The following is a 14,053-nucleotide window of genomic DNA, read 5'->3' on the forward strand; positions in this document are numbered from 1 at the left end:
GAGAAGGCGACTACCAGAAGGTCTATCGCCTCTGGTGCCAAGAGCGGCCTACAGGTGCGGGTGCACAAGTCCGCGCAAGCGCGATGGGGTGCCGAACCGAAGCTTTCTCAGCGCTCGGCGCCGATGAAGCGTCCGCGCGCCGGCTTCAACACGAACACGGCCAGCGCTGCGGTTGCCACATCCAGCCCAATCGCACACCCGAATACCGGAATCCAGCTCCTGGCTTGCTGATGCAGCAGCGCGGCGAGCGGACCGCCGAAGATCGAACCAATCCCAAACGAGATGTAGAGCCAGCCGTAGTTCGCCGTGGCGTAACGGGTGCCGAAGGTATCGGTCAAGGTGGACGGGAACAGCGAGAAAATCTCGCCCCAACCGAAGAACACCACACCTGAAAGGAGCACGAACAGCACGGCGTTGTCTCGCGTGAGCAACCACAGCGTCATGGCAACGGCCTCCAGCGCAAAGGCAAACGCCATGGTGTTCTCACGGCCTACTCGATCCGACACCCAACCGAACAATGGCCGCGTCAGGCCATTCGTGAAGCGGTCGATCGTTAAGGCCAGCGGCAGGGCCGCGAGCCCGAACACCAAGACCTTGCTCACACCGAAGTCGGTCGCGAAGGTCGCCATCTGCGACGTCACCATCAGGCCTGAGGTGGCCATCATTGTCATCATCAGGAACATCAACCAGAAGAGCGGCCGCTTGAGCATGTCGGACGGTCGATAATCACGCGAAGTGATAGGCGTTTGGGCGCTCGACACGCTCAGCCCCAAATCCACCGGGGGCATGCGCAACCCCTGCGCGGCAATGAAGCCGACCGCGGCGAAGACGATACCGAAGAGCCACAACGTCGACTCCACACCGCGCGCGGCCAGCGATGAGGCAATCGGAAAGGTGGTGAGAATCGCGCCCATCCCGTAGCCGGCGGCTACCACACCGGCGGCGAAACCGCGTCGATCGGGAAACCACCGGACCATCAGTCCGACGACGCCGACATAGACAATGCCCGTGCCGAGACCACCGACACCGCCATAGGTGAGATACAGCATCGGCACGCTATGCGCGTAGGAAGCCAGCACCCAGCTCGCGCCGGCCATCAGCGTGCCGACTGAGATCAGCAGGCGTGGCTTGAAGCGGTCGATCAGCGCGCCCTGAAGTGGTGAGAAGAAGGCCTGCAACACCACGAGAATCGAGAAGGTAACCTGCAATTCGGGCAAGCCAATGCCGAGCTTGGCGCCAAGCGGCTTGGTCATCAGCGTCCACACATACTGCGGACTCGATATCGCCATCATGCAAACAAGGCCAAGACCAAGCTGAAGCCAGCGGTTCCCTGTGATGGTCGGCGCTGTAGGTGCGGCTGTGCCGTCCAAAGCGTCTGTGTGGGTACTCAATGTCGTTCTCCGTTTCGAATTGCGTAGGTTGAGCGCGGCCGAGAGCACCGATTGGACGCTCGCGCGGCTCGTGTTAGCAGCGGACCGATTGACCGCGGCGCCTCCCGCATAGCCGTACGTTGCCGCGGGATCCTGAGCCCACATGTCGGTGTGTTGCATCTGGGGCCGTGATCGTGAATCGCTCTGTCAAAAAACGTTGGCAACCAATAACACCGACATCAGCACCCGGTTGACCTCGATCTCTGCCCGCGGCCGCATACATCCGTGCTGAATTGATCTCCGGCGGCAACACCGAAAATTCCACTGCTGACTCTCCATCTAGTTAGCACGCTCGCGCGCCTAAACGCCGTTGTCTGCGAGGATGTTTCAGATTGCGTGAATTGGCGTGACGACCAATGTTATTTGCTAACAATAGATTTCGCGTGTTACCGAACCGATACCGATAGTAACCGGTGCATTAACTCTCGATCACAGGTGGGTCGCCGGAATGTGGCAGAAGTTTCGATAGATTGCGTAAATCGTTCCAGGACAATAGATGTAAGCACGGACATTGCGCACACGACTGTCATCTGCGCTACAAAGTCGTCGTGCGTCAGCCCGCGGAGTTGGCAACACAGACACGTCAATACGCGTGGTCTGGTCAGTTAATCACTGCTATACCAGTGACATTCGGGTATATCCATGCGGACCACCAGCTCGACGCCGTGGGATGAAACTCGATCATTAACCCGCCGTACTGCTTCGGCAGCGTCTCAACGAACAACAGGCGCCGAGTCCTCTAATAGGGCGACGACTGTTGGGCCAGGTTCAACAGCGCGTAGGCGGCGCAGAGCAGGAAGTTCAAGGCGAGCAGAGTCATGCCCGCGATCAACAGCGACCGCGCGCCCTCGCGCCTCATCTGCCGGTACTTTGCGCTGCGGTTTTCACGGTCGATTTCGGCCGCGATCAACGCGAATCGGACGCTGACTTCTTCACTGGCCGCGCAGGGTGCGCCGGCCAGCATCGCTCTGAGTCGGTCCGGCGAAGTGTCGACGCCGACGCGCGCGAAGCGGTGGCAAAGCCGCCGCGCACGTCTGCGGCCGAGAGCGTCACCGCGTATGTCCAGGTGATGCGAGAATCTGCCTCGCTCATTCCCCCACGGACTCGGCCGGTTCGTCATAATCCGGAGCCTAATTCGCTTGTGCCCGTTTTAAGGTGGTCGTGCGACTACCACCTTCGTTATCTGGATAGTCACCGATGCAGTTGCTCGGTCGGTTCGGTGTGGCTGTGTGCGAGTTCCACGCTCGCGCAATAGACAGATCCATCGGTGGGCTCCTGGATTGTCGACCGGTCGAAGTACTGATCGGATCTTTACATCCGACCGGATCGAGGTCCAATCCGAATTCGTGATGCCGGCAATCCGTATTGATGATGCTGTAGCCCAGCCGCTTTCAAAATCCACAAGGCGCAGGTGCGCAACGTTTTGCGGGGCCGTCAATTTCGCGGCAGCTCCGCCAGATGCCTCGCTAATCTAACTATTTTCCGCGGATCCGGGCAGCACATTTCGGTCCCGGACCCAATCACACAATCGGTGTGTTCAGCGTTTGCGCTGCAACGCCTCGACGATGATTTGCGTGGTCAATTCGGCCCGCCGACGTGAATACCGCCGCGCGTCGGAGAGGATGGGATATACCACGCCGCCGACAATGGCATCGGCCGCCGACTCGGCGGTGTCCGCATCGATGCCGTCGGCCAGGAGCCTGGTGCGGACGCTGTCGTGCAGCGGCAAACTGAATCCCGCCCGCAATTTGAGCGCGGTCTCCTCATGCTCCATGCAGGCGACGGTCAGCGTCCGCAGCATGGCCGACCCGCGGTCCGTTGTCAGCGTCGCGGTCAGTTTGCGTACCCAGCCCACCAGGTCGGCGGCCAGATCGTCGGTGTGGTCGACCGAAGCGAGGATCTTGTCGGCGTCTTCGAGCATCACGTCGGCGACCAGAGCCGGGCGGCTGGGCCACCAGCGATAGATCGTCTGTTTGCCCACACCCGCGCGTGCGGCAACCGCCTCGATGGTCAGCCCGTCGAATCCACGCTCGAGAAGCAGCTCACGCGTGGCGGTCACGATGGCCGTGCGGGACTTCTCGCTGCGGCGCCTTGGCGTATTCGCCTGAGTGAGATCGGTTGGCATCTGGTGATCCTCGTCTCTCAGGTCCCTCGCCGTCCTCGCCGCCGGCCGCCGGGCCCCGGGTTTACAGATCTCGACCCGCCCCGGTAATCTTCCACAAGACGAGACGGTTCGTCTTGTAAGACGAGAGGATATCAGCCGGTGCGGCCGAAGCCCATGTTCGCCAGTGCGCGGCCGCGGTCATGACCCTGGGACTGACACCCGAGCAGCAGGATCTGAGCGAAGCCGTCGGGCAATTCGCCGCCCGGCACGCCCCGATCGCCACGACGCGCGACAACTTCGACGCCCTGGCAGCCGGCAAGCTCCCCGACTGGTGGGATGCGCTGGTCGCCAATGGCTTTCACGCAGTCCATCTGCCGGAGGATCGCGGAGGCCAGGGTGGACAGCTGATCGATGCGGCGTGCGTGCTCGAGTCGGCGGGTAAGGCGCTGCTGCCCGGCCCGCTGCTGCCCACCGTCGCAACTGGCGCCGTCGCGCTTCTTGCCGATCCGACGCCGGCCGCTGAATCGCTGATCTGCGATCTCGTTTCGGGCGCACCCGCCGCGATCGTCCTGCCCGGCGACGCAGATTTCCAGGCTCGCGCCGACGGTCAGGGATGGCGGGTCACCGGGAGTTCGAAGGTCACCGCGGGCGCATGTGCGGCACGCGTGATCCTGGTCGGCGCCCGCACCGGCGATGACGAGGTTATCTGGATGCCGGTCGACACCGGGCAGCCTGCTGCGACAGTCGAATCCGTGCCCGGCACCGACCTCGTCCTGGATGTCGGGGTGCTGCGGCTCGACGGGTATCGCGCGGCCGAGTCCGACGTTCTGACCGGAATCGACGAAGACCGCGCGGCATGCGCGGTCGTGGGCCTGGTGGCCAGCACGACTGCCGGTATCACCCAGTGGTGCGTCGATGTCGTCACCGCGCACCTGCGCACCCGCGAGCAGTTCGGCAAGGTGATCGGTACCTTCCAGGCTCTACAGCACAGCGCGGCGATGCTGTTGGTCAACAGCGAGTTGGCCACCGCGGCGGCCTGGGACGCCGTACGAGCCGCGGATGAGTCGACCGACCAGCACCGGCTCGCCGCGGCCGGGGCGGCGACGATCGCGGTTTCGCCGGTGCCGGACCTGGTGCTCGACGCCCTGACGATGCTCGGTGCCATCGGTTTCACCTGGGAACATGACGTGCACCTGTATTGGCGGCGGGCCATCAGCCTGGCGGGGTCGATCGGTCCGGCCAGTCGCTGGGCCCGACTGCTGGGGCAGCTGGGTTGTGCCCAGCAGCGCGACATGTCGGTCAATCTGGGTGACGCGGAGTCGGAGTTCCGGGCCTGGGTCGCCGAAACACTCGATGCCGCCGAGCAGTTGCGCAATGACACACCCGCACCGCACGGCGACTACGAGGACCAGGCCACCGGGCCGCAGCGCACCTTGATCGCCGACGCCGGCCTCATGGCGCCGCACTGGCCGGCGCCGTGGGGCGTCGATGCGGGTCCCCTCAAACAGCTCATCATCGACGAGGAGTTCGCCAAGCGACCCGGACTGGTTCGGCCATCGTTGAACATCGCCGAGTGGATCCTGCCTTCGGTGTTGGCGGCCGCGCCAAAAGAGCTGCAGGAGAGCCTGATTCCGGCGACACAACGTGGCGACATCCTGTGGTGCCAGCTGTTCAGTGAACCGGGTGCGGGCTCCGACCTCGCGTCGCTGACCACCCGAGCGACCAAGGTCGACGGCGGCTGGCGGATCAACGGCCACAAGATCTGGACGTCGTTGGCACAGTACGCCGACCTCGGTGCGCTGCTGGCGCGCACCGACCCCGAAGCCAGCAAGCACCGCGGCATCGGGTATTTCATCCTCGATATGCGATCGCCCGGGGTCGAGGTGCAGCCGATCAAGACGGCGACCGGCCAGGCGCATTTCAACGAGGTCTTCCTCAACGACGCGTTCGTCCCCGACGACATGCTGCTCGGCGGTCCGACTGACGGCTGGAGTCTCGCGATCGCCACCATGGCTGAAGAGCGTTCCGCCATCAGCGGATACGTGAAGTTCGACCGGGCTGTCGCCCTGCGTCAGCTGGCGACCGAACCCGGCCCCGAGCGTGACGACGCCGAGCGGGCGCTGGGTGAGCTCGACGCCTACACCAACGCCATCCGAGCGCTCGGCGTGCGGGAAACCATTCGTCTGCTCGATGGCCAAGCATCCGGTCCGGCGTCGAGCATTGCCAAGGTCGCGATGAACGTGTTACTGCGGCGCACGTTCGAGGAGACGTTGCGCCTGACCGGACAGACGGTCATGGTCACCGATTCCGAACCCGCGGTTGTTGAGCCCTATTTACACCTGCCGGCCGAGCTGATCGGCGGCGGAACGATGGAGATCCAGCTGAACATCATCGCGCAGATGATTCTCGGCCTGCCGCGCAAGTAAACCCCGAAAATAAGGACACGCCATGGGATTACGTGGAGAGGCCGCGATCGTCGGATACGTCGAGCTGCCACCGGAGCGGCTGAACAAGGCTTCACCCGCTCCGTTCGTCCTCGAACAGTGGGCAGACCTCTCCGCGGCCGCACTCGCCGATGCGGGATTGCCGGCTGAGGTGGTCAATGGCATTGTCGCGTCCCACCTCGCCGAGTCGGAGATCTTCGTCCCCTCCACGATCGCCGAATACCTCGGCGTGGGAGCACGATTCGCCGAGCACGTGGACCTTGGCGGAGCCAGCGCCGCGGCCATGGTCTGGCGGGCGGCGGCTGCTGTCGAGCTGGGCATCTGCGACGCCGTATTGTGCGCACTTCCGGCCCGTTACATCACGCCGATGTCCAAAAAGAAACCCAGGCCGATTATCGACGCGATGTTCTTCGGATCGTCGAGCAACCAGTATGGCTCTCCGCAAGCCGAATTCGAGATCCCCTACGGAAACCTCGGCCAGAACGGGCCGTATGGCCAGGTGGCACAACGCTACGCGGCGATCTATGGATACGACGAACGGGCGATGGCCAAGATCGTCGTCGATACGCGCACCAATGCCAATCACACCGACGACGCGATCTGGAAGGACAAGCCGCTCACCGTCGAGGACGTGCTGGCCAGCCCGGTGATCGCCGACCCGCTGCACATGCTGGAGATCGTCATGCCCTGTGTCGGAGGCGCCGCTGTGGTCGTCGCCAACGCAGACCTCGCCCGACGGGGGCGCAATCGCCCGGTGTGGATCAAGGGCTTTGGCGAGCACGTGCCGTTCAAGACCCCGACCTATGCCGAGGATCTGCTGCACACGCCGATCGCGGCGGCCGCCGACACCGCATTCGCCATGACCGATCTGACCCGCGACCAGATGGACATGGTGTCGATCTACGACTGCTACACGATCACCGTCCTGTTGTCGCTGGAAGACGCCGGCTTCTGCGAGAAGGGCACCGGGATGGAGTTCGTCGCCAACCACGACCTGACTTTCCGCGGCGACTTTCCGCTCAACACCGCCGGCGGTCAGCTCGGCTTCGGTCAGGCGGGCTTGGCGGGCGGCATGCACCATGTCTGCGACGCCACCCGTCAGATCATGGGCCGCGCCGGGGCGGCGCAGGTCGCCGACTGCAATCGTGCCTTCGTGTCCGGCAATGGCGGAATTCTTTCCGAGCAGACGACGCTCATCCTGCAGGGAGACTAGGGACCCATGGTGACATTCGAACGCCCGATGCCGGTCAAAACGCCTACCACCGCACCGTTTTGGGATGCGCTGGCCCAGCATCGCATCGTTATTCAGTACTCGCCGTCGTCAGACGCGTACGTGTTCTATCCGCGGGTACGCGCGCCGCGCACCCTGGCCGACGACCTGGAATGGCGTGAGATATCCGGCATGGGCACGTTGTATTCCTTCACCGTCGCGTACCGTCCCATCAGCCCGCACTTCGCGGATGCCGTGCCGCAGCTGCTGGCGATCGTTGAATGGGATGAGGGGCCAAGGTTTTCCACCGAGATGGTCAACGTCGATCCGGCGGATCTCAGCGTCGGGATGCGGGTGCGGCCGGTGTTCTTCGACTATCCCGAGCACGAGGTCACGATGCTGCGCTACGAGCCCGCCCCGGAGTAGGTCGGCCGACGGGCACGCACGGCCACGACTGCGCGGCCTGCCGCACGCTCGACCGTGAGTGTGCGGCCAGCCGCACGCTCGACGTGACAAATCACTTCACCTGTTCGGTCGGGACGTCGTAGCGCTCCTGGTAGGCACGCACCCGCTCACGCACTTCGCCGGCGTCCAGCCCGGTGTCCGCCCAGGTGTAGCGGCCGTGGCCACCGTCGCCGGGATGGGCGGCCAGGAAGTCGCGCATCTTCTGCTCGGCCTCGGGTAGCAGCTCGCGGCCCAGCTTCTGATAGATGTCGCCGATCGTGCTCCAGGGGTCCTTCACGAAATCGGTGAATTGGACGTCGATCACGCGACCGTCGGGGACAACGCCGCTGTCACGCAATGCCATTCCGCGGTCGAGGCCGACGGTGATCTCCTCGTACGACTGGGCCGCACACTCGGCGATGTCCGATTCGTCGCTGCCCATCCGCCGCAGGTGGTGCGTGAGCGCGGCGATCGACGAGATCACGTTGAGAGGATCGCGGTGCGTCTGCACGATCAACGCATCGGGGTATTCGGCTAGGAGCTTGTCGAGCTGCCACAGATGCGCCGGCGACTTCAGCAGCCACTGGCCGGGAACACCGGATTGAAGGTGCTGCAGGAAGATTCGGTGATAGCGGTAGGCGCCGGTGTGGTCCGCCTCGTAGAGCAGCCAGCGATAGTAACTCGGCAGCCGGTACTGCACCGTGTAGATCATGCTGGTGAACTCGCTGCCCGTGATGCGAACACACTCCTGTGCGAGTAGCGCGCCCATCGGATGAAAGGCCAGGAAGCCGGGAACGATCTGCTCGGACATCTCGATGCTGGCCTGCGCCTGCGCGATTCGCGGATCGCTTTGGTAGGTCTCGGGTTGCGGTACGGGACAGGGCTCGTCGACCTCCCAGGTCAACGGCGCGCGCAACTCGGGATCCTGGGCGAGCAGGTCGTGCAGGATTGTGGTCCCGGTGCGAGGCTGGCCGACGATGAAGATCGGCGCGGTGATCGGCTCGTCCGCGATCTCGGGATGTTGCTTGCGCCAGGCGATCACGCCGAGTCGGTTCTTGAGGGAACGCATCAAGTCGAGATGGGCGACCTCCACTCCGATCACCGAGAGCCGCGCATCGTTGACCAGCCCATCGGCGACGCGTTCCAGTCCCGGTTGCCAACCGTCAGCGCCGAAGTCGTCGCTGCCGGCCTCCTCGCACGCGGCGGCGATGAGGCTTTCGGGCTTGAAACGCTCCCGCAGCGTCACGCCCGCGCCCCGCTGTCGCGCACCGAGACCTTGACGTCGGGCGGGCTGGGATTGTCCAGCCAGCGCACGATCACAAACCCGCGATGCCGGCCGCCGGTGTCGAGCCAATGCCCAAACCCGAAGTCCTGTGCGGAGATAGCGATACGCACCCGCCCGTCGGCATCCGGCTGTACGGCGCGATTGGTCACCGAACTATGCCGGCGCCGCGGCTCGAGACACTCGTGCCAGATGCTTTCCAGGGTTACGTTCCAGTACCGGGTGTCGGGTGGCTCGATGTCGAGCACCAGCGCCTGGCCGGGCTCGAGGCGATAGGTGCCCATCATGTAGAGGTTGTCCGGCGTGGTGTCGGCCGCACCCAGATCCGCGGCCTCCGCGGTCAGCAGCGTGTTCGGGTTCTGCAGCAGCTCCGGCTTGATGGTGCGGTGCAGCGTGGTGAGCTTCATCAGCGACCACGCCATCGCGGTGAACTGCTCGGCCAGTTCTTCGTCGGTCAGCGCGGTCACCGGGTCGGGGTCGAGCGCCTCGATCCGCATGGTGGCCGGTTCCTCGGAGTCGCGCTCGCCGATGTACTCGCGGACGACGACCGACGACGCGTCCTCGGGCATTTGCACCCATTGCGCGCCGGCCAGATCGGCAGGCTCGTCGGCCGAAAGCACCAACGCGAATTCACCGGAGTTCAGATCCAGGTTGGTGTCGCCGACATAGTTGGACATTCGCCGCGGAGTCAGGCCGGTGCCGGCCAGGATCTGGAATCCGAGGTAGGCCGTCGTGCCGCGGGTGCCGGTGATCCGATAGCGCCGATCGCCGCGGATCATCGCCAGGAAGTAGCTGCCGTCGGGGTTGGGTCCGCCGATCATCCTGGTGTCCGAGCACATATCGAAGAAGGCGGGCCGGGCGGTGTCGGCCTCGACGGCCATTTGCGAGCACAGCGACGACACCCGGGCGATCACCCGCAGCCCTTCGAGCAGCTCGCGCTCCGATTCGGCGTCCTCGGCCACGATCTTGGTGACGTCGGCGATCATCTGCTGGAAGAACTGCCACGCTGCCAGTGTCTCCGCCGGACTTTGAGTCATAGTCTTATGATTAGACTATGTCTCACGCCTTGTCTAGCATCAGTTCGCCCGCCGAGCGCCGACGGGCGGTGACCCGACAGCGCATCGCTGCGGCTGCCGCGCAACTGGTGGGGGAGCACGGCTTGGCCGGGGCCACCGTGGACCGCATCGCCGATGCCGCCGACATCAGCCGGGCAACTTTCTTTCGCTACTTCAACTCTAAGGAAGACGCCGTCGCCGAGGGGATGAATGTCCATTGGCTGAACCGCATCACCAGCGCACTGGCCGCCCAACCGGACCACCTGACCGCCGCCGCGGCCGTCGTCGCGGCTTTCGGCGATCTCGCCCTCGGATTCGCCGAGATCGAGGGCCACGTGCGTGAATTGGGCATGCTGACAAGGTCTTCGGAGACGCTGGAGGCTTGGAACCTACACATCTATGTGCGCTACGAATCGGCCATCGCCGAGCTGGTCGCACCACGCATGCCCGGACTGACTCACGACGATCCCAGGCCTCGTCTGATCGGTGCGCTGGCGATGGCGGCCGTCCGCATCGCCCTGGACGACTGGCTCAGCGACGGCGGATCGCTGCCTGACCGGGTGCGCCAGGGCCTGGCGGCGATCGCGATATCCTGACGCGACTACGAGCTATCTTGCGGCGCTGGCCATTTCAGAATCTGTCGAGCTGTTCCGCCGAGAATCCAGGCCTTCTCGTCCTCCGACAGCGCGGTAGAGTCACGGATGCTGAACAGAGTCTCGGCCCACGTGGCGCGTTTCCGGGTCATGGTGTAGTCGCTGGCCCACATCACGCGCTGGGGTCCGAAGGCATCAATCGCGCGGCGCAGCTTCGGTTCGAGGTCGGGAAACGGGTAGGGCTCGGTCGACAGAAACGATGCCGCGTGCGCCCATTTGTAGGCCACGTTGGAATAGCTCGCCATCGCCACCGCGTCGTCGATGCCGGCTTGCCCGGGCGGCGCATCAAACGCAGCGCCGCAATGATCGATGACGAACTGAACGTCGGGAAAGCGCTGCACGTACTGCACCAGGTGCGGGACTCGTCCAGGACAGGTGACGAATACCGGCAAGCCGTGGGCCCGTGCGGTTTTGAACAGCCGATCATGCCCGCCCTGCTCGAACACCGCAGCTTCGGCCGGGGTGAACATCGTGGTGCGCAGGGCCTTGAACCCGGGCGCGGCGGTCAGCGTCTCAATCCAGGATTCGATGCCCGGGTCTGTGGGAGCCACCCGCATCAGGAAGGCGAATCGCTCGGGATGACTGATGGCCGCGGCCTCGGCATTCGGCCCCACGCAGCGAAAGGCGCCGTTGGCCACACGATAGCCGGGCAGCAACCCCTCCGCGGTAAACCTGTCGAACTCGTCGAACAGCACGCCCGCAATGCCCAGGGCATCCATGATCGCCAGCGTGACCTCGGTGCCGAGCATGTTGGCGTGCACCTGGGCGTCGACAATGTCCATCGAATTGCTCCTGTCCGGCCGTCTTGCTCAGTCGGGAGTATGCCAGTGGGTTATCTCTGCACCGCCACCCCGCAGCTGTCTACGTCGACGAGCGCACGATCAGATGGGCGATCTCAGTCGACCCACCCGATGGCGGGGCGGGGTAGCCCAACCGGTCAAGCAGAGCAGCGAGAGCGATATCGGCGACGGCGCGCGAAACGAATTGCACGGTGGTCAGCGGCGGGCTGCTCACCACACCCATCGGGCTGGCGTCGACACCGATGACGGCAAGATCGCGCGGGCAACGCAGCCCGGCCTCGTGAATACCGTGCAAGACGAGGCAGGCGATCTCGTCGCTTTGCGCACATACGGCCGTCACGCCGCCGCGAACCCACCCGCTCACCACGTCCGCGGCGCTGTCGACGGTCACCTCTGCGACGGCCAGCCGTGGCAGGCCGCGCGACTTGGCCGCGCGCGCGACGCCCTCGAACCAGTACTCGCCCAGGGTGCGCCATCTCTGAATTCCGGTATAGGCGAAGGCGATCTGGCGGTGGCCGCGCGAGACGAGATGTTCGACCCGCATCTCACCGATGGCGAGGTGCGGATCTCCGAGTGCGGGCAGCGTCCCGATCTCGATGTTCGGTATGCCTGCGGCCCTCACCGAGTTCGAGGCGGCCGCGCTGAGCGGAAACAGGCTGGTGACAGCGATCGGGTCGAGGTTCTCGATGGCATCGACGACGTGTTGATCGTCGTCGGTCTCGTAGATCTGCACTTGAAGCAGACCCAGCCGCGCGAGTTCGGTGGTCATCCGGCTGCCGGCGATCATCGGCATCTCGCCCACCGCCACATGCGGCACCACGTACAGCACCACGCCGCTCTTGCCCCGGGCGAGATTGCGCGCGGCCAGGTTGGGGCGATAGCCCAATAACTCAGCGGCGCGGTGCACGGCCTCCCGGGTTTGCGCCGAGATTCGGCGCCCCGCCGCATTGTTCAAGACATAACTGACCGTCGCGGTCGACACGCTGGCCAAACGCGCCACGTCAGCATTGGTGGGCCGCACCACCTTGTTCGTGTGCACCTCGGGCCCAGCCATGATTCATGGTGGCACGCGGCGACGATGCGAGTGGCGATCCCGCATTCTCAAAGCCCGGCCCACGGCGTGTTAGCACGGACTAATAGTCACTACACGTCGGGGCCAACAGCCGCGGTTGTGTGCTGCGGTATCGGCTTTAGCTCGCCAGAAGCAGCAACGACGGCCATTGACTCTCTGACCGAAATCATTGTCTACTAGTCACTGTATTCGAGGAGCGTGGCATGAATAAAGACGATCTGATCCTGATCAGCGTGGATGATCACATCGCCGAGCCGGCGGACATGTTCGACGCGCACGTTCCGGCGAAGTACCAAGAACTCGCGCCGCGGGTCGTCCTCGAGCCCGACGGTGTCCAGCAGTGGTACTACGGCGAGATTCGTGGGCGGAACATGGGCCTGAACGCCGTCGCGGGCAAGCCCCGCGAGATGTACAACATCGACGCCTCCCGCTACGACGAGATGCGGCCGGGCTGTTTCAACGTCGATGAGCGGGTCCGCGACATGAACGCCGGTGGCCAGCTGGCGGGTTTGAACTTCCCGAATTTCACCGGGTTCTCCGGCCAGGTCCTCAACCAGGGTCCCGATCGTGGCGTCAACCTGGTGATGATCAAGGCCTATAACGACTGGCACGTCGACGAATGGTGTGCCGCATATCCGGGTCGGTTCATCCCCTGCGGAATCCTGCCCCTTTTCGATGTCGCCGAAGCGGCCAAGGAGGTCAAGCGCCTGGCGGACAAGGGATGTCACGCGGTAACGTTCTCGGAGAATCCAGAAGCGTTGCAGATGCCCAGCATTCATACCAAATACTGGTATCCGTTGTTCGAGGCCGTCTGCGAGAACAAAACGGTGTTGTGCACGCATGTCGGGTCCGCATCGCGATCCCCGCAGGTCTCGACGGACGCGCCCCCCAGTGTGCAGATGACGGCATCCTCGATGATGAGCATGTTCACTTTCACCGAGCTGATTTGGGCCGAGTTCTGGACCGATTTCCCGCAACTGAAGTTCTCCCTCACCGAGGGCGATGTCGGTTGGATACCGTATTTCCTGTGGCGGGCCGAGCATGTCTACAACCGTCACTCGGGCTGGACGCTCGCGACCTTTCCGCCCGGCTACCAGGGGCCCAGCGACGTGTTCAAACGACACTTGTACACCTGCTTCATCAGCGACAAAGTCGGTGTGCACAACATGGACTGGTTCAATGAGGACATGCTGTGCTGGGAGTCTGACTTTCCGCATTCCGACAGCAACTGGCCGTTTGCGCCCGAGGATATCGTGGCGACGATGGGCCACCTCGATGATGCGGTCATCAACAAGATCACTCACGAAAATGCCATGGCCGCTTACTCTTTCGACCCATTCCGGTACATACCGAAGGAACACGCCCGGGCCGGCCACTTGAGAGCACAGGCGACGGATGTGGACGTGGTCACCCACGTCGGCCGCCAAGCCAGCCAACGTGATCGTGACGCGTGGACGCGGATGACGCAGTTCGCCCTGCAGGCGCAGGCCTCGGCGAGCGTGCCGGTGACGGCCGAGGTCGCCGGAATCGCCGGCCGCGCCACCACGCTGGGCAATTGA

At 64.2% G+C, this 14,053-nt stretch carries 12 protein-coding genes; 5 read left to right on the top strand and 7 right to left on the bottom strand.

The window, feature by feature from the left end; all coding sequences use genetic code 11:
• Window positions 1-107: 107 nt before the first annotated feature.
• From oxlT to OK015_RS02580, 3 genes are all read right to left on the bottom strand, one after another.
• Window positions 108-1,550 (bottom strand): oxalate/formate MFS antiporter, encoded by a 1,443-nt coding sequence (oxlT, locus tag OK015_RS02570; RefSeq protein WP_326498514.1) that lies wholly within the window; start codon window positions 1,548-1,550, stop codon window positions 108-110.
• Window positions 1,551-2,169: 619 nt separating this feature from the next.
• Window positions 2,170-2,394, bottom strand: a complete 225-nt coding sequence (locus OK015_RS02575) for a hypothetical protein (RefSeq protein WP_268129024.1) — start codon at window positions 2,392-2,394, stop codon at window positions 2,170-2,172.
• A 573-nt stretch (window positions 2,395-2,967) separates the two neighbouring features.
• Window positions 2,968-3,555: a TetR/AcrR family transcriptional regulator gene (locus OK015_RS02580; RefSeq protein WP_268129026.1), complete on the bottom strand. Its 588-nt coding sequence runs from the start codon at window positions 3,553-3,555 to the stop codon at window positions 2,968-2,970.
• A 179-nt stretch (window positions 3,556-3,734) separates the two neighbouring features.
• Between OK015_RS02580 and OK015_RS02585 the strand changes: the two genes are divergently transcribed.
• Genes OK015_RS02585 through OK015_RS02595 form a run of 3 tightly spaced genes read left to right on the top strand, consistent with a single transcriptional unit; the run spans window position 3,735 to window position 7,614 of the window.
• Window positions 3,735-5,960 (top strand): acyl-CoA dehydrogenase, encoded by a 2,226-nt coding sequence (locus OK015_RS02585; RefSeq protein ID WP_268129027.1) that lies wholly within the window; start codon window positions 3,735-3,737, stop codon window positions 5,958-5,960.
• A gap of 22 nt (window positions 5,961-5,982) precedes the next feature.
• On the top strand, window positions 5,983-7,191 hold the full coding sequence (locus OK015_RS02590; protein WP_268129028.1) for a thiolase family protein: 1,209 nt from the start codon (window positions 5,983-5,985) through the stop codon (window positions 7,189-7,191).
• A gap of 6 nt (window positions 7,192-7,197) precedes the next feature.
• On the top strand, window positions 7,198-7,614 hold the full coding sequence (locus tag OK015_RS02595; RefSeq protein WP_268129030.1) for a Zn-ribbon domain-containing OB-fold protein: 417 nt from the start codon (window positions 7,198-7,200) through the stop codon (window positions 7,612-7,614).
• A 91-nt stretch (window positions 7,615-7,705) separates the two neighbouring features.
• Here the strand turns inward: OK015_RS02595 and OK015_RS02600 are convergent, their stop codons facing one another.
• Complete coding sequence (locus OK015_RS02600) at window positions 7,706-8,878, bottom strand: sulfotransferase family protein (RefSeq protein ID WP_268129032.1); 1,173 nt, start codon at window positions 8,876-8,878, stop codon at window positions 7,706-7,708.
• On the bottom strand, window positions 8,875-9,951 hold the full coding sequence (locus OK015_RS02605; protein ID WP_268129033.1) for a DUF1214 domain-containing protein: 1,077 nt from the start codon (window positions 9,949-9,951) through the stop codon (window positions 8,875-8,877). Before OK015_RS02605 ends, OK015_RS02600 begins: the two co-directional genes overlap by 4 nt.
• Window positions 9,952-9,968: 17 nt before the next feature.
• On the opposite strand from OK015_RS02605, the gene OK015_RS02610 reads away from it, so the two are divergent.
• A complete protein-coding gene (locus OK015_RS02610) occupies window positions 9,969-10,565 on the top strand; it encodes a TetR family transcriptional regulator (RefSeq protein ID WP_268129035.1) in 597 nt (198 codons plus the stop codon).
• Between the two features lie 5 nt (window positions 10,566-10,570).
• Here OK015_RS02610 and OK015_RS02615 read toward each other — a convergent pair whose 3' ends face one another.
• Together OK015_RS02615 and OK015_RS02620 are read right to left on the bottom strand one after the other, a co-directional pair.
• Complete coding sequence (locus tag OK015_RS02615) at window positions 10,571-11,404, bottom strand: amidohydrolase family protein (RefSeq protein WP_268129037.1); 834 nt, start codon at window positions 11,402-11,404, stop codon at window positions 10,571-10,573.
• A gap of 79 nt (window positions 11,405-11,483) precedes the next feature.
• Window positions 11,484-12,476: a LacI family DNA-binding transcriptional regulator gene (locus tag OK015_RS02620; RefSeq protein ID WP_268129038.1), complete on the bottom strand. Its 993-nt coding sequence runs from the start codon at window positions 12,474-12,476 to the stop codon at window positions 11,484-11,486.
• Between the two features lie 221 nt (window positions 12,477-12,697).
• Here OK015_RS02620 and OK015_RS02625 point away from each other — a divergent pair, with 221 nt between their 5' ends.
• Window positions 12,698-14,053, top strand: a complete 1,356-nt coding sequence (locus OK015_RS02625) for an amidohydrolase family protein (RefSeq protein WP_268129040.1) — start codon at window positions 12,698-12,700, stop codon at window positions 14,051-14,053.

It is taken from the genome of Mycobacterium sp. Aquia_216 (genome assembly GCF_026723865.1).
Taxonomy (GTDB): domain Bacteria; phylum Actinomycetota; class Actinomycetes; order Mycobacteriales; family Mycobacteriaceae; genus Mycobacterium.